13 protein-coding genes are annotated in these 17,009 nt (G+C 70.7%); 6 read left to right on the top strand and 7 right to left on the bottom strand.

Annotated features, from left to right (window positions below):
* Positions 1–195: 195 nt before the first annotated feature.
* On the top strand, positions 196–903 hold the full coding sequence (locus QUV83_RS08990; protein ID WP_289563992.1) for a TetR/AcrR family transcriptional regulator: 708 nt from the start codon (positions 196–198) through the stop codon (positions 901–903).
* A 4-nt stretch (positions 904–907) separates the two neighbouring features.
* Complete coding sequence (locus QUV83_RS08985; protein ID WP_289563991.1) at positions 908–1,858, top strand: DUF5692 family protein; 951 nt, start codon at positions 908–910, stop codon at positions 1,856–1,858.
* Positions 1,859–1,930: 72 nt separating this feature from the next.
* Here QUV83_RS08985 and QUV83_RS08980 read toward each other — a convergent pair whose 3' ends face one another.
* The gene (locus QUV83_RS08980) at positions 1,931–2,545 is read right to left on the bottom strand and encodes a TetR/AcrR family transcriptional regulator (RefSeq protein ID WP_289563990.1); all 615 of its coding nucleotides are present in this window, start codon (positions 2,543–2,545) and stop codon (positions 1,931–1,933) included.
* Between the two features lie 126 nt (positions 2,546–2,671).
* Between QUV83_RS08980 and QUV83_RS08975 the strand changes: the two genes are divergently transcribed.
* Positions 2,672–4,339, top strand: a complete 1,668-nt coding sequence (locus QUV83_RS08975) for an FAD-binding protein (protein ID WP_289563989.1) — start codon at positions 2,672–2,674, stop codon at positions 4,337–4,339.
* Between the two features lie 71 nt (positions 4,340–4,410).
* Here the strand turns inward: QUV83_RS08975 and QUV83_RS08970 are convergent, their stop codons facing one another.
* Positions 4,411–5,016, bottom strand: coding sequence for a TetR family transcriptional regulator (locus QUV83_RS08970; protein WP_289563988.1), 606 nt, complete (start codon positions 5,014–5,016; stop codon positions 4,411–4,413).
* Between the two features lie 113 nt (positions 5,017–5,129).
* Here QUV83_RS08970 and QUV83_RS08965 point away from each other — a divergent pair, with 113 nt between their 5' ends.
* The gene (locus QUV83_RS08965) at positions 5,130–6,581 is read left to right on the top strand and encodes an MDR family MFS transporter (RefSeq protein WP_289563987.1); all 1,452 of its coding nucleotides are present in this window, start codon (positions 5,130–5,132) and stop codon (positions 6,579–6,581) included.
* A 53-nt stretch (positions 6,582–6,634) separates the two neighbouring features.
* Here the strand turns inward: QUV83_RS08965 and QUV83_RS08960 are convergent, their stop codons facing one another.
* The 3 genes from QUV83_RS08960 to QUV83_RS08950 all read right to left on the bottom strand — a co-directional run bounded on the left by QUV83_RS08960 (position 6,635) and on the right by QUV83_RS08950 (position 8,271).
* Positions 6,635–7,240 (bottom strand): OmpA family protein, encoded by a 606-nt coding sequence (locus tag QUV83_RS08960; protein ID WP_289563986.1) that lies wholly within the window; start codon positions 7,238–7,240, stop codon positions 6,635–6,637.
* On the bottom strand, positions 7,237–7,887 hold the full coding sequence (locus QUV83_RS08955; RefSeq protein ID WP_289563985.1) for a hypothetical protein: 651 nt from the start codon (positions 7,885–7,887) through the stop codon (positions 7,237–7,239). Before QUV83_RS08955 ends, QUV83_RS08960 begins: the two co-directional genes overlap by 4 nt.
* Positions 7,888–8,004: 117 nt before the next feature.
* Positions 8,005–8,271, bottom strand: coding sequence for a hypothetical protein (locus QUV83_RS08950; RefSeq protein ID WP_289563984.1), 267 nt, complete (start codon positions 8,269–8,271; stop codon positions 8,005–8,007).
* A gap of 183 nt (positions 8,272–8,454) precedes the next feature.
* On the opposite strand from QUV83_RS08950, the gene QUV83_RS08945 reads away from it, so the two are divergent.
* Positions 8,455–10,269 carry a hypothetical protein gene (locus QUV83_RS08945; protein WP_289563983.1) on the top strand — a complete coding sequence of 605 codons (1,815 nt, stop codon included), beginning with the start codon at positions 8,455–8,457 and terminating at the stop codon, positions 10,267–10,269.
* Positions 10,266–12,065 carry a hypothetical protein gene (locus tag QUV83_RS08940; protein ID WP_289563982.1) on the top strand — a complete coding sequence of 600 codons (1,800 nt, stop codon included), beginning with the start codon at positions 10,266–10,268 and terminating at the stop codon, positions 12,063–12,065. The genes QUV83_RS08945 and QUV83_RS08940 overlap by 4 nt, the downstream gene beginning before the upstream one ends.
* Positions 12,066–12,086: 21 nt before the next feature.
* Here QUV83_RS08940 and QUV83_RS08935 read toward each other — a convergent pair whose 3' ends face one another.
* Both QUV83_RS08935 and QUV83_RS08930 read right to left on the bottom strand, forming a co-directional pair.
* A complete protein-coding gene (locus QUV83_RS08935; protein WP_289563980.1) occupies positions 12,087–15,212 on the bottom strand; it encodes a type I restriction endonuclease subunit R in 3,126 nt (1,041 codons plus the stop codon).
* Positions 15,209–16,996, bottom strand: a complete 1,788-nt coding sequence (locus QUV83_RS08930; RefSeq protein WP_289563979.1) for an ATP-binding protein — start codon at positions 16,994–16,996, stop codon at positions 15,209–15,211. The genes QUV83_RS08935 and QUV83_RS08930 overlap by 4 nt, the downstream gene beginning before the upstream one ends.
* Between the last annotated feature and the right edge of the window lie 13 nt (positions 16,997–17,009).

Here is a 17,009-nt window from a genome sequence, read left to right as displayed (position 1 = left end):
TGTGTATCAGAGACCGCCCTCACCGCCCTGGGTGAACGGCCTGTCCGCCACCCGGGTGAAGGCCTCGCCATGCCCACGGGCGGCTGGACCAAGGTCCCATTGACGCACTGTCAATGGGGCCTTGGATGATCCGTGACGGCACCCGCCCCCGACTCCTCGGGGACACGGCGCAGCCGGCGGTGAGGGCGGTGGATCGTGGCACGCACGGGCGGATCAGGCGCCACACGGACGGTGATGGACCCGGACGACAGGCGCGAGGCGATCATCGCCGCCGCCCGGGAGTTGTTCGCCGAGCAGGGGGTCGGCCGCACGTCCATCGCGGACGTCGCCGCACGGGCCGGCATCACCCGCGGGCTCGTCTACCACTACCTGACCGACAAGGACACGTTGGTCGAGGTCGTCCTCGAACGGCACATCGACGAGTTCGTCGAGGACGTGCGTCGCTGGGACGCCCAGCGCGAGGTCGGCAACATCGACAAGGCCCTCACCGACTGCGTCGCGCTGTTCCGCCGACACCTGGGCCCCGTCGCCCAGCCCGGCGCCCTGCCGCGCATCGAGGACACCCGCCTGTACAGCCGGTTCGTCGACCGTGCCGTGCGGGCCCTCGTCGACTGCCTGCAGCACACCACCGTGGCCGCCTACGCCCAGCGGCACCGCATCCAGATCGACCACGTCCCCGAGACGTTCTATGTGCTCATCCACGGGCTGATCGGCCTGGCGAGCTCCGAGCACAAGGTCAGCGACCGCGTCCTGATGGACATCATCCGCCAGACGCTGCACCTCGATCCCAACGACGGCGCCCTGTCTTCTGAAGGCCTGCCCTCTGAAGCCCTGCCGTCTGAGCAGTCAGCGCCCCGGCAGCAGCCGGACGCGCACAGTCCCCTCCACCCCGAAGGCGAGTGACGAGATGTTCCTGTTCGAGTCCATCCCCTGGTACTCGGCGCTCATGTGGGTCGCGGTCGTCGCGGCCCTCATGCTCGCCAACGAGATCGCGCGCTCCAGCAAGCGCGCGGCGATCGTGCTGTTCATCGTGCTGCCGATCATCCTGACGATCTTCGTGTGGCCGAACACCGCCGGCGAGGGGTCCAGCACCGGTAGCTGGTTCCACTGGGTCAAGGTGTACTCGGCCCTGGCCGGGTGCATCGGGTTCATGCTGCTGCGGTACTACCCGCGCATCGCCCGCAACAAGTACGCGCTGATGTTCCCCGCCGCGATCCTGGCGCTCAACATCCTCGAGGCGGTCATCCGCGACTTCCAGGTCACGTCGATGAACGGCATGGTCGACGGCGTCATGATGGTCGGCGGCCCCTGGAACGTCATGAACGGCATCGCCGGGCTGCTCAACCTGCTGACCATCTGCGGGTGGGCCGGCATCGTCATCAGCCAGGACAAGAAGCGCGACATGGTGTGGCCGGACATGGTCTGGTTCTGGATCATCGCGTACGACCTGTGGAACTTCGCCTACGTCTACAACTGCGTCGGCGACCACGCGTTCTACGCCGGCGCCGCGCTGCTGGTCTCGTGCACCATCCCCGCGTTCTTCATCAAGCGCGGCGCCTGGCTGCAGCACCGCGCCCAGACGCTCGCGTTCTGGATGATGTTCACGATGGCCGTGCCGGCGTTCGTCTCCGACTCGAAGTTCGCCGTCGACTCCTCACACGACCCGAAGGCGCTGTTCATCGTCAGCGCGCTGGCCCTCGTCGCGAACATCGCGGTGGCCGTCTACCAGGTGCGCCGCATCATCGTCCGGCGGCTCAACCCGCTCAAGGACGAGCTCTGGACGGACCTGCCCGATTACCAGAAGGTCGCCGCGGCGAACCCGCAGCCGCGCGAGGAGGCGGTCACCGCCGGGGTCTGACCTGGCAGTGAACTGAGAGGGGGAGGGGCTCGCCATGCGGTGGGCCCCTTCCTCGTGGGTCGGCCGTCGTGGTCAGTCGTCGGGCTGGAGCTCCTGGGCTGTCGGCAGGCGGAGGGCGGGGGCGGGCACGGGGAGCCGTGACCTCGCGGGGCTGCGCATCCCGCGCAGCACGATCGCCAGGGCCAGCTCGACAGGGGCGTCCTCGGGCAGGCGGGTGTGCGCCGACACCGCGCCGTCGAGCATGGCGATGGCGAGCATCACCTCGGGGAGGGTGAGGTCCTCGCGCACCAGCTGGGCGGCGTGGGCGCGGTCGAGCGCGGTGGAGAGCAGCGCCCGGGTCTGCTCGAACATGGCGCCCAGTGGCTCGTCGGATCCGGCGGTGCGGATGGCGGTGGCGAGCCCGGGCGCGTCGAGCTGGAGGGCGAGGATCTCGGCGAGGAGGTGCTCGAGGAGGTCGTCGCCGGGGTAGTCGGCGGCGTACTGCTCGAGGGCGTCCATGCGCATCTTGAGGACGGCGGCGATGAGGGCCCCGCGGTCGGGGAAGTGGCGGTAGAGGGTTCCGCGGCCGACGTCGGCGCGTCGGGCGACGAGGTCGAGGGGCGCGGCGGCCCCGTCCTCGCGGAAGACCTCGGCGGCGGCGGCGATGAGCCGGGCCCGGTTGCGCTGGGCGTCGCGCCGTTGGCTCACCCGTCGAGCGTAGCCGAGCGGGGCGGGAGGCCTTCTGTCCCTGGCGGGCCGCGCGCGACCCCAGTACCTTGAAGTGGACGCCAGTGTCCGGATAGCTGGCGCATCCGACTTCGAAGGGGAAGTGCGATGGGCAAGTTCGACAAGGTCGTCGACGTCGTGGTCGTCGGCACGGGCTCAGCGGCGATGACCACGGCGCTCGCCGTCAAGGAGTCCGGCAAGGAGCCTCTCGTCCTCGAGAGCACGGAGCTGTACGGCGGGTCCTCGGCGATGTCCGGCGGCGGCCTATGGGTGCCGAACAACCCCGTCATGCGCGACGCGGGCGTCTCCGACTCCTATGAGGCCGCGCGCGCCTACATCGACGAGGTGATCGGTGACGTCGGCCCCGCGAGCTCCCCCGAGCGGCGGCACGCGTTCCTCACCGAGGGGCCCGCGATGGTGGAGTTCCTGCGCGGCCTGGGCTTCCGCTTCGTGTACGGACGCGGCTACGCCGACTACTACCCCGAGAAGCCCGGCGGCATGGCCATCGGGCGCGGCATCGAGGGCGACCGCTGGGACATGCGCAATCTCGGGCCGTGGGGCGCGAAGCTCCGCGGGCTGATCCCCATGCCGGTGCACACCTACGAGGTGGCGTCCATGAACCTGTCGCTGCGCACCGTCGAGGGCTTCCTCACCGCCGCCAATGTGGTCGGCGTCCAGACCATCGGCAGCCGCCTGCTCGGCAAGAAGCTCGTCGGGCTCGGCAACAGCCTCATGGGCCAGATGCTGCACCTCGCGCTCCAGCGGGACATCCCCATCTGGCTCGAGTCGCCGCTGGTCGAGCTGGTCATCGAGGACGGCGCGGTCGTCGGCGTCGTCGTCGACCACGAGGGCAAGCGGATGCGCGTGGGCGCCCGCCATGGCGTCATGCTCGCCGCCGGCGGCTTCGCCCACAACGACGAGATGCGGCAGAAGCACCACCCGCACCCCATCACCACCGAGTGGACCAGCGCCAACCCCGGCGACACCGGCGAGGTCATCCAGGCCGGCATCGCCGCCGGCGCGGCCCTCGCGCTGATGGACGACGCCTGGTGGGGGCCGTCGGTGCTCAAGCCCGACGGCGCCGCGCAATTCCTGCTCGCCGAGCGCTCGCTGCCGCACGGGTTCATCGTCGACGCGGGCGGCGAGCGGTTCATGAACGAGTCCGAGTCGTACGTGGACGCCGGGCACCACCAGTACGAGCGGAACGCCACGATCGCGGCGATCCCCGCGTACCTGATCATCGACTCGCGGCACCGCTCCCGGTACCCGTTCGGCATGGCCCTGCCCGGCATGACGCCCAAGAAGCTCATCGAGTCCGGGTTCATGACCAAGGCCGACTCCCTGGAGGAGCTCGCCGAGAAGATGGGCATCGACAAGGACGGCCTGCGGCGCACCGCCGGCCGGTTCGCGCAGTTCGCCGCCACCGGCGTGGACGAGGACTTCCACCGTGGGGACAGCGCCTATGACCGCGTCTACAGCGACCCGCGGGTCAAGCCCAACCCGAACCTGGGCTCGGTGAGCAGGCCGCCGTTCTACGCCATCAAGATCTACCCCGGCGACCTCGGCACCAAGGGCGGGCTGCTGACCGACGAGCACGCGCGCGTGCTCCGCGAGGACGGCTCCGTCATCGAGGGGCTGTACGCGGCGGGCAACACGTCCGCCTCGGTGATGGGCAACACGTACCCGGGCCCCGGCTCGACCATCGGCCCCGCGATGACCTTCGGGTACATCGGCGGGCGCCACGCCGCGGCCAAGGAGGCGACCGCGGCGCTGTAGGACGTGCGCGCTCAGGCCCCCGGCAGGCGATCAGCCCGCCGGGGGCCCGAGTCATGCCTGGCCGGGCGAGGTCAGCCGACGATGCGGCGGAGCTCCGCGCGGCACTGCCGGTAGACCTCCACGGGGTCGGCCGCGCGGCCCTCGAGCGCGAGCTCGCCCCAGCGCTCCCATGAGGCGCGCCACACCGCCACGACGATCTCGGCGATGAGCAGCACGGTGGCGGGGTCCCCGCCCTGCAGCTGCTCGGCGAGCCGGGCGCGCAGGCGCGCGGTCAGGGCCTGCTCCTGGGCGGCGGCCAGGGCCTGGAGGTCGGGCTCCCGGGTGAGCAGCCGCGCGACGCGGCGGTGCTCGTCGAGCTCGGGGTCGTTCTCGCCGGCCATCGCCGACTCGGTGGCGGCCTCGACCTTCTGCAGCACCGAGGCGATCGGGTCGTCTGGCGAGACGTCGATCGCGTCGATGGCCCGGAGCAGGCGCCGCTGGCCGGGCAGGGCGGCTTGCTCCTTCGAGGTGAAGTACCTGAAGAAGGTGCGCGACGAGACACCGGCGCGGTCGGCGATCTGCTGGACGGTGGTCTCCCGGACGCCCTGCTCCTCGAAGAGCTCCAGTGCGGCCTGGTGGATCTCGGCGTGGGTGTCGAGACGGCGCCGGGCGCGCAGGTCGGAGGGGGTGTCGTCCATGCGGTCCTTCCTAGCACGAGCACGCGTGTGACCAGCGGCACTCCTCTGGCAGTCACTGCCATGGTGTCACACCGTGACAGAATCGCCTGGCTTGTTTCAAGGAAGAAGGTCCCATGTCTGACGTTCAGCTCCGCGAGGAGACCCCGGCGCTCTCGCCGGCCATCGAGACGGAGAAGGCCACCGGCCGCGTCGGCCCGGTGATCGCCGTCCTCGTGCTCTCCGCACTGATCATGATCCTCAACGAGACAGTGCTCAGCGTCGCGCTGCCCAGCATCATGGGCGACTTCGAGGTCGCGGCCGGCACTGCCCAATGGCTCACCACCGGCTTCATGCTCACCATGGCCGTGGTCATCCCCACCACCGGCTACCTGCTCCAGCGGTTCACCACCCGCACCCTGTTCACAGCGGCGCTGGTGCTCTTCCTGGTGGGCACCGTGCTGGCCGGCATCGCGCCGACCTTCGCCGTCATCCTGCTCGGCCGCGTCGTCCAGGCCTGCGGCACGGCGATCATCCTGCCGCTGCTGATGACCACCACCCTCACGTCGGTCCCCGTCGAGAAGCGCGGCGCGGTCATGGGGCTCAACTCCGTGGTCATCTCCGTGGCGCCGGCCATCGGTCCCACCATCTCGGGCGTCGTCGTCGACACGCTCGGCTGGCGGTGGGTCTTCGGGCTCATGCTGCCGCTCGCCGCGATCGCTTTCGTCGTCGGCCTCCTGCTCATCAAGGCCACCCACGACGTCACGCGCCCGCGCCTCGACGTCGGGTCGGTCGTGCTGTCCGTCTTCGCCTTCGGCGGCATCGTCTACGGGCTCGCCTCCATCGAGGCGCTGCTCGACGGCGGCCTGGCGCCCCTCGCATCCCTGGTGATCGGCGTCCTCGCGCTAGTGGTGTTCATCCGGCGCCAGACGCGCCTGCAGCGCACCGGCTCCGTGCTGCTGGACCTGCGCCCGTTCGCCGTCCCCACCTTCCGGATCTCGGTGGTCATCGTGATGGTCGCCATGGCCACCATGCTCGGCACCGTCGTGGTGCTGCCCATCTACCTGCAGGCCGGCCTCGGTCTGAGCGTCCTCACGACCGGGCTGCTCATGCTGCCGGGCGGGCTCGTCCAGGGCCTGCTGTCGCCATTCGTCGGGCGCCTCTACGACATGGTCGGCCCGCGCCCCATCGTCATCCCCGGCGCGGTCCTGCTCTGCGGCGGGCAGTGGCTGCTCAGCACCGTCGGCGCCCACACGTCGCCGGGCGTCGTCGTGGCGTGGCACGTCATCTTCTGCATCGGCATGTCCATGCTCATGACGCCGCTGATGACCGTCTCGCTCAGCGCCCTGCCGCGTGAGCTCTACGCGCACGGCTCCGCGATCATGAACACCCTGCAGCAGCTCGCCGGCGCGGCCGGCACAGCGCTGCTCGTGGCCGCGATGACCATCGGGGCCGCAGCCGCCGCGAGCGGATCCGGCGCGCAGGCGCAGGCCGTCGGCACGCAGAAGGCGTTCCTCCTGGGCGGATGCCTCGGGCTGATCGCCGTGGTCGCCGCGCCGTTCGTCAAGCGGCTGCGCGCGCACCACTGACCTGCGGAGAGGCTGCCCGCGCAGGGCCGGTCGGGGGTGCGCCCCTGCCGGCCCTACGGGGTGGTCGCGTACGTGAGCTCGACCCGCCGGTTCTGCGCCCTGCCCGCCGGGTTGTCGCCGCCCTCGCCGGTGTTCGAGGCCACGGGGACGGCGCTGCCGTGGCCCGTGACCGTCAGCACCAAGTCGGGGCGCGTCGCTGCCAGCACGTCGGCCACCGCCTGGGCGCGGGCCTGGGACAACGGCACATTGACGTCGTCCCCGCCGATCGAGTCGGTGTGCCCGTCGACGGCCACGGCGGCGCCCTGGCCGATCGCCTGCGCGATCTCGGCGAGCGCCGCGCTCGCCGCCGGAGTCAGCGTCGACTCGCCGAAGTCGAAGAGCAGGTCCGACGTGAGGGTCACGACGGCGGCGCCCGCCTCCGTCTTCGTCTGCTCGAGGCCCCGCACCGCGCCTGACTGCGACAGGTCGAACACCGCCGACGCGGCGTCCAGGTCCAGGACGGCGTCCGCGAGCATCGCCGGGGTGATGACGGCCTGCTCCAGGCGGGCCAGGTCGGCGTCCTGATCGGCGACGGCCGGGGTGGCCCACGACATGAGCAGCGCCGCCGCGAGCGTGGGCACGACGACGCGGCGGTGCGGCATGCGGTGCATCGGGCTCATGGCGCGGGGGTCGGCTGGACGCCCGAGAACGCCGGCCAGCCGTCGGCCACGAGCACCTCGAAGACGGCGTCATCGTCCTCGGGGGCCGGGAGCACCGCCCACGCCTCGACGGTGGTGTGGTTGGGGACTTCGAGGAACAACGAGTTGGACGGCGACACGAGCGCCGTGCGTGCGCAGGTCTCCTGGCCGGCCTTGTCTCCTTGCCAGGAGCCCTCGGTGCACAGCGAGCGGTACTGCTTGAGGTTCACCGGGTCGGTGAGGACGGGTGAGTTGGCGTTGGCGAGCCCCAGCTTGTAGAGGCTGGCAGTCTCATCGTCGGGCGCGTCGTCGTTGTCCCACCGCAGCGCCCAGCGCAGCGTCATCGCGTCGCCCTTGACCTCGAGCGCGCGCAGTGTGGTGGTGATCGTGCCGCCGGCGTCGTCGCTTCTCGTGGTCACGTCGAACGTCTGCTCGGCGAGCACCGCCGACGTCGTGAAGGCCGCGCTGTCCGCGCTCGAGGTCGCCGCCGGGCTCTGCTCCTGGCCAGCGGCGGGGGAGCCGTCCGCGTCCGCCGGTGCTGCGGGCTCATCCGAGGATGTGCACCCGGTCAGGAGCAGCAGGGCGACGAGCGCGACGGGCGCGAGCAGGCGGCGGGGATGGGTCGGCATGTGGTTCTCGGGCTCCATGGCGCAGAGGCCGGGGGACCGACCGGGGAAGGGGTATCGAGGGACGATAACCCGCAAGTCGGCAGGTTGGGCCGCGAATCGCCCATCCGTGGGCCTCGGTCACACGATGGTGTCGATCGTCCCCGTGGCGGCGGCCTGCGCGATGGCGATCTGGTCGGCTGTGACCGCCGCCTGCGCCGCGGCGATGACGGCGGCGTCGGCGCCCTCGCGCTGGTGCTTGGCCAGCGTGCGCTGATCGGCCGCGAGCTGGCGCTGCAGCTCGGTGGTCGTGGCGGAGGTGCTGGCGGCGGAGGCGCTGGTGGCGCTGGTGATCTGCACGGCGGTCTTCTTCCAGGTGGCGGTGCGGCGCATGTCGGCCGTGCTCATCCCATCGGCCAGGTCGCGGCGCCCATGACCTCGACGCGCCTGAGAGGAGCCTGTGAGTCCGGGGAGCCTCGGAGCGGCTGCCGCTCGCGCGCCCCTGGGGCCGATGTGACACTGGCAAGAGTCGGGCTCGCCCCCGGCAACGGTGCGCGCGGGGACGCCCTCGCCGCGCGGAGGGGGGTCTCCGTGAGCGTCCAGTTATATGGCCGGTGGGATCTGCGCGTCGTCGAGGCAGTGCACACCTGGGAGAACCGCTACCGCGTCGAGGGCGCCGCCAGCGGGTCCGGGACGTATCCGGGCGACGTCGGCTCGCAGGTCACCGCGGACGGCGCCGCCTGGGCGCTCGTCGCCGAGCACCGGGAGAACGCCGCGGCGGCATGGAAGCCGTCGGAGATGATGATCGACCCGGGCCTGGACCGGGTGGACGTCCGGGCGGTGATCGGCGCGGAGGACCCGCTGCCCACCAGGGACTTCCGCGACATCCGGTGGGACGCCCGGTTCCTCGACGGCGCCCTGTTCGAGGTGCCGTACCGCCCCTACGCGGTGCGCGTCGACGACCTGTTCCAGATGCCCGACGGGATCTTCGAGGCGGCGCTGGGCGTCTACCTCATGGGCGTCCGCGTCATCAACCGGTGGGGCCTGCCCTTCACCGACACGCATGTGCTCGACATCTCGCCGGGCAGCCGCAGCGACCTGGCCATGCGCGGGGTGCGCATCCTCGACACGTGGTCGCAGGCCGAGCTCGCGTCGCTCGGCCAGCGCCAGCTCGGCACGGGGATGGTGCTGGGGCCGCTCGCCCCCGGCGCGGGGAAGACCGTGTACTTCAAGGTGGACGTGCGGAACGCGGCGCCGCGCAAGCACGAGGTGGAGCTCGTCTGCCGGAACCTGGCGGGCATGGCGGACGCCGGGCACCCCGCCCGACGGGTCCGCACGCAGATCTTCGTCAGCCGCACCTCGGTGGACCCGGCCACCGGCGAGATCGTCTCGCGGGTGCAGGAGGGCACGCTGCGGATGCGGCTCCGCGAGTTCGCGCTCGACCAGGTCAACGGGCGCAAGGGGCGCCACCGCTGCCCACCCGAGCGGCGCACCGCTGCCGGGAAGGGCGGCGGCCCCTCCGCCGAGCAACGGGACCTGCTGCGGCGCGCGCTCCAGGCACTGCTCGACGGGCGCCCGGTGGACCCGTGCCTCATCCAAGAGATCCTCGACTGCGCCTGCGCCAGCACGCCCTGCGGTTGCGGGGGCGGCGGCGACGGGCGCCCCCACGACCACGACGGCGGCCGCGACTGCGACGAGCCGTTCTACGCGTTCCCCACCAAGTTCTCCTACACCGTCACCCCCGCCGCGCCGTTCCCCGGCCAGCACGGGCCGATCCCTTTCGACGACCCGTGGTGGAAGGTGCTGCTGCTCATCATCGCGATCCTGCTCCTCATCGCCGGGGCGATCGCCGAGGCGGCGGATGTCGCCTACCAGGACGAGGACCTGGTGATCGGGACGCTCGGACGCGTGCAGCGGGACGATGTCGACGCGGCGCTGTGCGTCCTCGACACGGACCGCTCGCTCGCGTTCCTCACGACCCTCGACGCGCAGTCCAACGAGGACTCCCAGAACGCGGTGACCGCGCTGGACGGGGACATCGCCCTGGCGACACCGGTGATGACCCGGGCCGAGCTCGACGCGATCATGCTGCTGCCCGTCACCGACCCGCAGCGCAAGGTGCACAAGTCCGGCGCCCGCACGGGCCTCACCCACGCGATCATGACGGGCTTCGCGCCGCTGGGCCACGATCTCGCCACCTGGACCATCGACCAGCTCGCGCTGGAGACCGACCCCGACTTCAACGAGCTGGTCAGCCAACCGGGCGACTCCGGCTCCATCTGGGTCCACACCGCCACGCTCCGGCCTGTCGCGCTGCACCACAGCGGCGACGGCCCCGGGACGCTGGGCCGGGCCTCCTTACTGGACGACGTCCAGCGACTCATGGGCATCACGATCTCGGGGTGAGGGCGATGGACGACGAGCCGCAGGACCGCACCGCCCGCATCCAGGAGGTCGTGGCGCGGCTGCGCAGAGAGCACGCCTCCGATCCGACAGTCCGCACGATCGGCTGGGGGCTGCCCCGGCGCGGCGGAGCCCTGGCCGACGAGCTCAGCATCATCTTCTACGTCACCGAGAAGCTGCCCTCCGCGCTGAGCATCGAGGCGGCGGGCTCCCGGCCCATCCCCGCCGAGATCGACGGGTTCCCCACCGACGTCCAGGCGCCGCGGCTGCGGCCCGCGCAGGCGGGCGACCGCGACGAGGAGAAGTACGACCCGCTGCGCGGTGGCGTGGCGACCAGCAACTCCGAAGAGCACCTCGTGTGGTTCAACGGCTCCGGCACGCTCGGCGTCCTCGCCCGGGACGACGCCACAGGCGCCGCGGTCGCGCTGTCGAACTGGCATGTGTGGGGCGACGGCGGCAGCGCGGGCGACCAGATCATCCAGCCCGGGCACCCCACCGGCGGCGACCACATCGAGGCGATCGGCAAGGTCCTCGCCTGCGGGCCGCTGATCACCTCGCTCATCGAGTGGGAGGCGCCGTCGCCACTCGCCGCAGGCCTCTACGCCGGAGCAGCGGCGGCCGCCATCGCCGCCGCCGCCAGCGACTACCGCGACCCCACTCGCCGTGGGCAGGACGCCACGAGCCCAGCGGCGGGGGATCTCACGCTGGGGGAGTCGGTGGACATGGCCATCGAGTACCCGAGCCTGCCGTTGCCGGGCACTCCGTTCCGGACGCAGACGACCTGGCACTACGCGCGCGAGACGACCGCCGGCGTGCTCGAGCACGACGTCACCGAGGACCGCGTCAACACCCAGTTCCTGCTGGGCAAACACGTCGTCACCGACAAGCCCGCCTACCGCCCGGGCGAGTCCGTGCAGCTCGTCGCCGCCATCTGGGACTACCAGCCGCGCCCCTGCGACGCGTACCACGTCGTCGCCCACCTGATCCCGCACCGCCGCCCCCACACCGCGCTGCGCGTCGTGCTCCACCCCACGGCCTGCCCCCGACGGTTCCCCGAGGACCCGCCCGACGGTGAGCAGCCCACCACCCTCTGCGTCGACTTCGACGACCACGCCACCGGCGAATACCCCCACGAGGGCCGCTTCGACTGGCTCGGCTACCTGGACACCGAGAAGCAGCCGGTCCGCGTCGTCGACTGGCCGAACGCGCCCCGAGGCCTGCAGATCCCCACCCGGCCGCTCGTGCTGCATCACGCGCCCGCCTCCCGGGTCGCCGTCGAGGTCGTCCTCTTCCACCCCTCACCCGTGACGCTCATCGCCCTGAACGCCGCCGGGGAGATCGTCGACCGCGCCACGTCCACCTCCGAGCAGGGCGTCGTCCAGGAGCTGGAGCTCACTGGCGACGGCATCGTGCGCGTCGTGGTGCGCGGCGGCTCAGGGGAGGCCCTGCTGCTCCAGTACTGCATGGACCCCGTCGGCGAGCAGGGCTTCACCGTCGGCGTGGGGGAACGGGTCGCCGCGGGCATCCGCGCCGAGCAGCCCGAGCACGCCGCCGCCGGCCGGTCGCTCCAGGCCCGCCGCTGCTGCTTCGCTGGCAGCGTGCGGCTCCCACCCGACGACGAGCCCGGCAAGTGGGACGTCCACCTCACCGTGCAGAACGTCAACCCCGTGCCGCTGGGCACGCCGCCCGACCAGGCGGCGACGGTGATCGGCGGGCACCTGCTGAGCTCGCACACCTCGGCGGAGGTCCTCGGCTGCGTCGCGGTCATGCTGCTCGACCACGTCTTCGACGTGATCTAGCCCGGTCGCCGCCGCGCAAACTCAGCTGGCCTCCCCCGCTCCTCGAGCGAGCTCGTAGACGATCTTGCGGGCCATCGAGGTGAAGAACGTCGTGGTGTCGGAGTCCTTGAAGACGCGGTCGATCAGGCCGGCGTTCGCGTCGTGCCGGTCCAGGACGAGGCCCTCGAACTGCTTGTCGAAGACGTAGCCGAAGTTCTCCTCGGTGTTGGCCCTGGCCGTCTGCCGGATGTGGGGGTCCTCGGCGGCGTACTCGAAGGTCTGCTGGACCCAGACCTTGTCGGCGTCGGTGAGGTTGCCGCCGAGTCGGTCGTTGATGGCGGCGATGACCTGGTCGATGAGCGCGAGCTCGGTCACGGTCTGCGACCCGCGGCCGCCGCCGGTGAATCCGGGCAGGATCTGCTCGCCGAGCCCGGCTCCGAGGGACACGTCGGTGTCGCCGGTCTTGACGATGCGCAGGTGGGACAGGTCGACGGCGCCGAGGTCCACGGTGGCGTCGTGGCTGCGGGGGAGGCGCTGCAGCAGGGCCTTGCCATAGAGGTGCAGCCTCTCGAGGTCGGCGTCGTGGAAGGGGATCACCTGGGCCAGGAACGCATAGGCGCGGGTGTAGTTGCGCAGTGTTGACCGGAACTCTTCGGCCGTCTCGCGGTCCTCCTCGAGCAGGTGCACGTACCGGTCCAGGGCCGGGTCGGTGAAGTGGTAGAGCTTCGCGTGGGCGGCCGAGTCGCCGCCTGAGGCCAGGAGCGGACCGACGTAGGAGTCCATCTCGGACTCCACCAGCAGGCCGAAGCCCATCACCTCAGTCTGCGACGCGTAGAGCAGGTTCGGGTCGGTGGGCTCGGTGATCGTCGTCTCGTAGAAGGGCGCGAACGACTCGGCGATGTCGACGGCCTCGTTGGCGAAGTCGAGCACGAAGACGTCGTCCTGCGACTTCAACGGGTGGGTGCGGTTCAGGCGCGAGAGGGTCTGCACGGCTTTGACGCCCTCGAGCTTCTTATCCACGTACATCGTGGTCAACAGCGGCTGGTCGAATCCCGTCTGGTACTTCTCAGCGACGACCAGCACGTGGTACTCGAGGACCTGACCTGCTCCTTCGCGCCCGGCGAGGGGGTCATCCGCGGACGTGTAGGTGAAATGTTCGGGCAGAGAGCTCTCGCCGAACCCGTTGACCATCGCCTCGGTGTAGGCGACCCCGTCGTCCTCGACCACGCCGGAGAACGCGACGAGCGTGTGGAGGCCCTGGTAACCCTTGGTCTTGATGTAATCCGCGATCGCGGCGCGGGTGCGCACGGCGTGCAGGCGGGATCGGGTCACCACCATGGCCTTGGCGCGCCCACCGAGCCGATGCGCGGTGTGGGCGCGGAAGTGCTCGACGATGATTTCTGCCCGCTGGGTCATGTTGGACGGGTGCAGGGACGCGAACCTGGCCAGCTCGGCGGCGGCCTTGCGCTTGTCGACCTCGCGATCCGAGGCGTCGGACGACGCCCCGTTCGACCCGATCCTGGTCAGTTTGTAATACGTCGCATAGGTGACGTAGTTGCGCAGCACATCGAGGATGAAGCCCTCCTCGATGGCTTGCTTCATCGAGTACACGTGGAACGGGCGGTGCTTATGGTCGTCGCCCAGCGCGCCGAACAGCTCCAGCGTCTTGGCCTTGGGGGTCGCGGTGAACGCGAAGAACGACAGATTCTCGTGTCGACCTCGTGCCAGTGCGGAGGACACCAGGGGGTCGGACGCGTCCTCGGCCGCCTCGGCGATCGCCTCGGCCACCTCGGCGGCGACCAGGATCGCGTCGCCATCGCTGGACACCGTCGCGTCGACGCCCTGTGCGAGGACCTGCTTGAGGGCTTTGGCGGTCTCCCCGGTCTGGGAGGAGTGCGCCTCGTCGACGATGACCGCGAACCGTGACCCGGCGAGTGTGCCGGCCGACTCCAGGACGAAGGGGAACTTCTGCAGTGTCGTGATGATGACCTGCGCGGTCTCACCGGTCAGCGCCTTGGCGAGTTGCGCGGACGTCTTGTCGACCTTCTCCACGACCCCGACAGTGTGGTCGAACTGGAAGATCGTGTCTTGCAGCTGGCGGTCCAGGACCACCCGGTCGGTGATGACGATGACCTTGTGGAACACCTTGGAGTTCTCGGCGTTGTGCAGCGACGACAGCCGGTGGGCGAGCCAGGCGATCGTGTTCGACTTGCCCGACCCGGCCGAGTGCTGCACCAGGTAGTTCTGCCCCGCGCCGTGCTCGGCAGCATGGTCGGTCAGGCTGCGCACCGCGTGCCACTGGTGCAGGCGCGGGAAGATCAGCGTCCGTGCATGCCACGGCTTCTTGCCGACGGGCTTGCCCTTGCCGGGCGCGACGGGGTCCTCGACGTGCAGGAAGCGCCGCAACAGGTCGAGCCAGTTGTCCGGGCTCCACACCTGTTCCCAGAGGTAGGCCGTCTTGTAACCGCCATCCGAGGTCGGGTTTCCCGCGCCGCCCTCGTTGCCGGCGCCGCCTGTTCCTAGGTTGAACGGGAGGAACCGGGTGGACGGTCCGGTGAGGCGCGTCGTGAGGAACACCAGGTCGGGGTCGACGGCGAAGTGCACGAGAGCCCGCCGAGCGAACAGCAGCTCCTTGGGCGAGCGGTCCTGGCGGTACTGCGCCTTCGCGTGCTCGACGTCCTGGCCGGTCAGGGGGTTCTTGAGCTCGGCAGTCGCGGTAGGGATGCCGTTGACGAACAGCGCCAGATCCAGCTCGCCGGTAGTGGTCGCCGAGTAGCGGAGCTGCCGCGTCACACTCAGGCGGTTTGCCGCGTGCAGGCTCACGAGCTCGTCGGAGAGCGTGGAGGCCGGGGCGAAGAACGCCAGGGAGACCTTGACTCCGTGGTCCTTCATTCCGTGGCGGAGCACGTCCAGGGGGCCTCGCTGATCCAGCTCAGCGGCCAGGCGCTCGGCGAACTTCGTCCGCCCGACGGCCTCGTCACCGCCGTAGTAGCCGAGGATCTTCTTCCAGGCCCGAGGCTGGGTATCCGTGAGGAAGGCGAAGAGCTGTTCGACGTCGAGCCCCCAGGCGGGCCGATAGCCCTGCGTCGAGCCGCGATGCCAGCCGGCGGCCAGCATCGACGCCTCGATCGCGTCTTCGAACTTCTCCTCGAGGTGGACCTGAGTCATCGCGATCCTTCCGTGGACGTCGCGGCGGCTCCGCCGACGAGAGTCCATGCGTTCAGCGGGCTTCTGCGGCTGGCCGCCGTCGGACGGACGATCCCGGCGTCCTCCAGGATCCGGAGGTGGCGCAGCACTGCTTGAGGGGACAGGCCAAGTGTCGTGGCGAGGTCGGAGGTGGAGCGCGGGCCGCCTCTGAGGAGGGTGACGACCTGCTCACGTCGGCTTGAGGCACCGGGGCGGTCGCCGCCGAGCGTGGGCAGGTCGAGCGTGAGCGGGGAGTGGATCGACGCCGCGTAGGCGGGAGCCAGATGCCAGATCGTCCATCTTCCGGAGCTTGTCCGGTCGATGAATCCGCCGGCAGCCATCGTCGACAGCTCGCGAGTGGCCGTGAGTGCGTCGCAGCCGGTGAGGCTCCGGTACCCGGCGTTGGAGAGCTGCTCGTGACGCCGCAGGTAGGCGAGGCCGAGGCGCTGGCGATCGTTGAGCGACATCGTGTCGAGCGTGGAGAGCCAGGCCGTGGCGTCGTCGTCCAGCAGTCCGTGGTTGCGCAGTTCGACGCGGAACGACCGGACGTCCGAGGTGAGGATGGGCGGTTCCATTCCGGCAGAGCGCAGCATCGCTGCGGTCGCGAGCAGGCCGGAGCCCCGGTTCTCGCAGATGGTCCGGGCGGAGCCCGGGATCTGCACGTCTTCGAGGAGTTTGGCGAGGACGGCGTTGCGTGATGACGAGACGCTCTCGGAGAGGAGGTCTTCGGTGGCGATCGGACCGTGGAGCCCACCAGGGCTCGTCACCACAAGCCGGTCCGGGTAAAGCTCGATCCTGACCTGCGTGCCGTGCGCGAGCGGGTGGTAGTCCCGGTGCATGAGCGCGTTGGCGATGATCTCCCGCAGCGCCTCCGTCGGGTACTCCCATCGCTCCTCGCGACCTAGGCCGACGACGATGGACCGCCGTCGCATATTCCGCATCAGCGCTTCGACAGCTGACGAGACCTGGTAGGGGATCGGACCGTCGATCGACTGGTTGTCGAGGAACCGCGTGCCGTCGCCCAGTGGCCTGCCATCGTTCGTGGGGTAGACCACGAACGTCGTGTCGAGTTGCGGGACGTACTGTTGGGGGTAGACGCCCAGGGCGAGCAGGCCAGCCAGCGTCACTCTCTCGTGGGTGCCGTCGGTGGTGAGCACCCCGACCATGCGGAGGATCTCGTGATCGCTGGCCCGGGCGAACACGGGGCCGCGTGTGCCGCGAAGCCGACGCACCAGCGCCGACACCAGCTCGGGGTCGAGGTCGGCGCGGCTGGCTCCCTCAACGGGAGCCATGTCGTCCCGGGGTTGACCGTGCGATGCGTGGAGGACGTGCACCTCGTACGTCGTGAGGCGGCGGTCGCCGTCATGCGTGCGGAGGTACGAACCGCGTTCGATGCCGCGGGTCTTGACGTAGCAGGGCTTGCGATCCGCGGGGAGTTCTTCGATGCGGGCCGCCACGACGGGCTGGCCGTCCACCGCCACGATGTCGACGTGCGCGCGGATCGGGGGTTCGACGGCATCCGCGCACGTCTGCGCGATCCCATCCGCGAGGCGTCGTGGGTCGATGCCGACGGGAGTGAACCCGGCGGCTTCGTCTAGGCCGAGCAGAATCAGTCCGCCTCCCGCGTTGGCGAAGGCTGACACCGTCTCGGCGAGGCTCTGCGGGAGGCCATGCTCAGCGCGCTTCGCCTCGACCCACTGCAGATCCGTCGTCGCGAGCCGGAGGCGCGCCACGGCGTCGTCGGCCTCGCTCTGCAACCCCGGCATCGCAGCTCCCCAC

The organism is Cellulomonas cellasea (genome assembly GCF_030372105.1).
In the GTDB taxonomy this organism is placed as follows: Bacteria; Actinomycetota; Actinomycetes; order Actinomycetales; family Cellulomonadaceae; genus Cellulomonas_A; species Cellulomonas_A cellasea_A.
The sequence above is the reverse complement of the archived record's forward strand: the minus strand, read 5'-3'. Positions and strand labels throughout refer to the sequence as shown.

Coding starts and splice junctions, on each gene's coding strand:
- QUV83_RS08985 (WP_289563991.1), top strand. CDS start 908: ATGTTCCTGTTCGAGTCCATCCCCTGGTACTCGGCGCTCATGTGGGTC.
- QUV83_RS08975 (WP_289563989.1), top strand. CDS start 2,672: ATGGGCAAGTTCGACAAGGTCGTCGACGTCGTGGTCGTCGGCACGGGC.
- QUV83_RS08970 (WP_289563988.1), bottom strand. CDS start 5,016: ATGGACGACACCCCCTCCGACCTGCGCGCCCGGCGCCGTCTCGACACC.
- QUV83_RS08965 (WP_289563987.1), top strand. CDS start 5,130: ATGTCTGACGTTCAGCTCCGCGAGGAGACCCCGGCGCTCTCGCCGGCC.
- QUV83_RS08960 (WP_289563986.1), bottom strand. CDS start 7,240: ATGAGCCCGATGCACCGCATGCCGCACCGCCGCGTCGTCGTGCCCACG.
- QUV83_RS08955 (WP_289563985.1), bottom strand. CDS start 7,887: ATGCCGACCCATCCCCGCCGCCTGCTCGCGCCCGTCGCGCTCGTCGCC.
- QUV83_RS08950 (WP_289563984.1), bottom strand. CDS start 8,271: ATGAGCACGGCCGACATGCGCCGCACCGCCACCTGGAAGAAGACCGCC.
- QUV83_RS08935 (WP_289563980.1), bottom strand. CDS start 15,212: ATGACTCAGGTCCACCTCGAGGAGAAGTTCGAAGACGCGATCGAGGCG.
- QUV83_RS08930 (WP_289563979.1), bottom strand. CDS start 16,996: ATGCCGGGGTTGCAGAGCGAGGCCGACGACGCCGTGGCGCGCCTCCGG.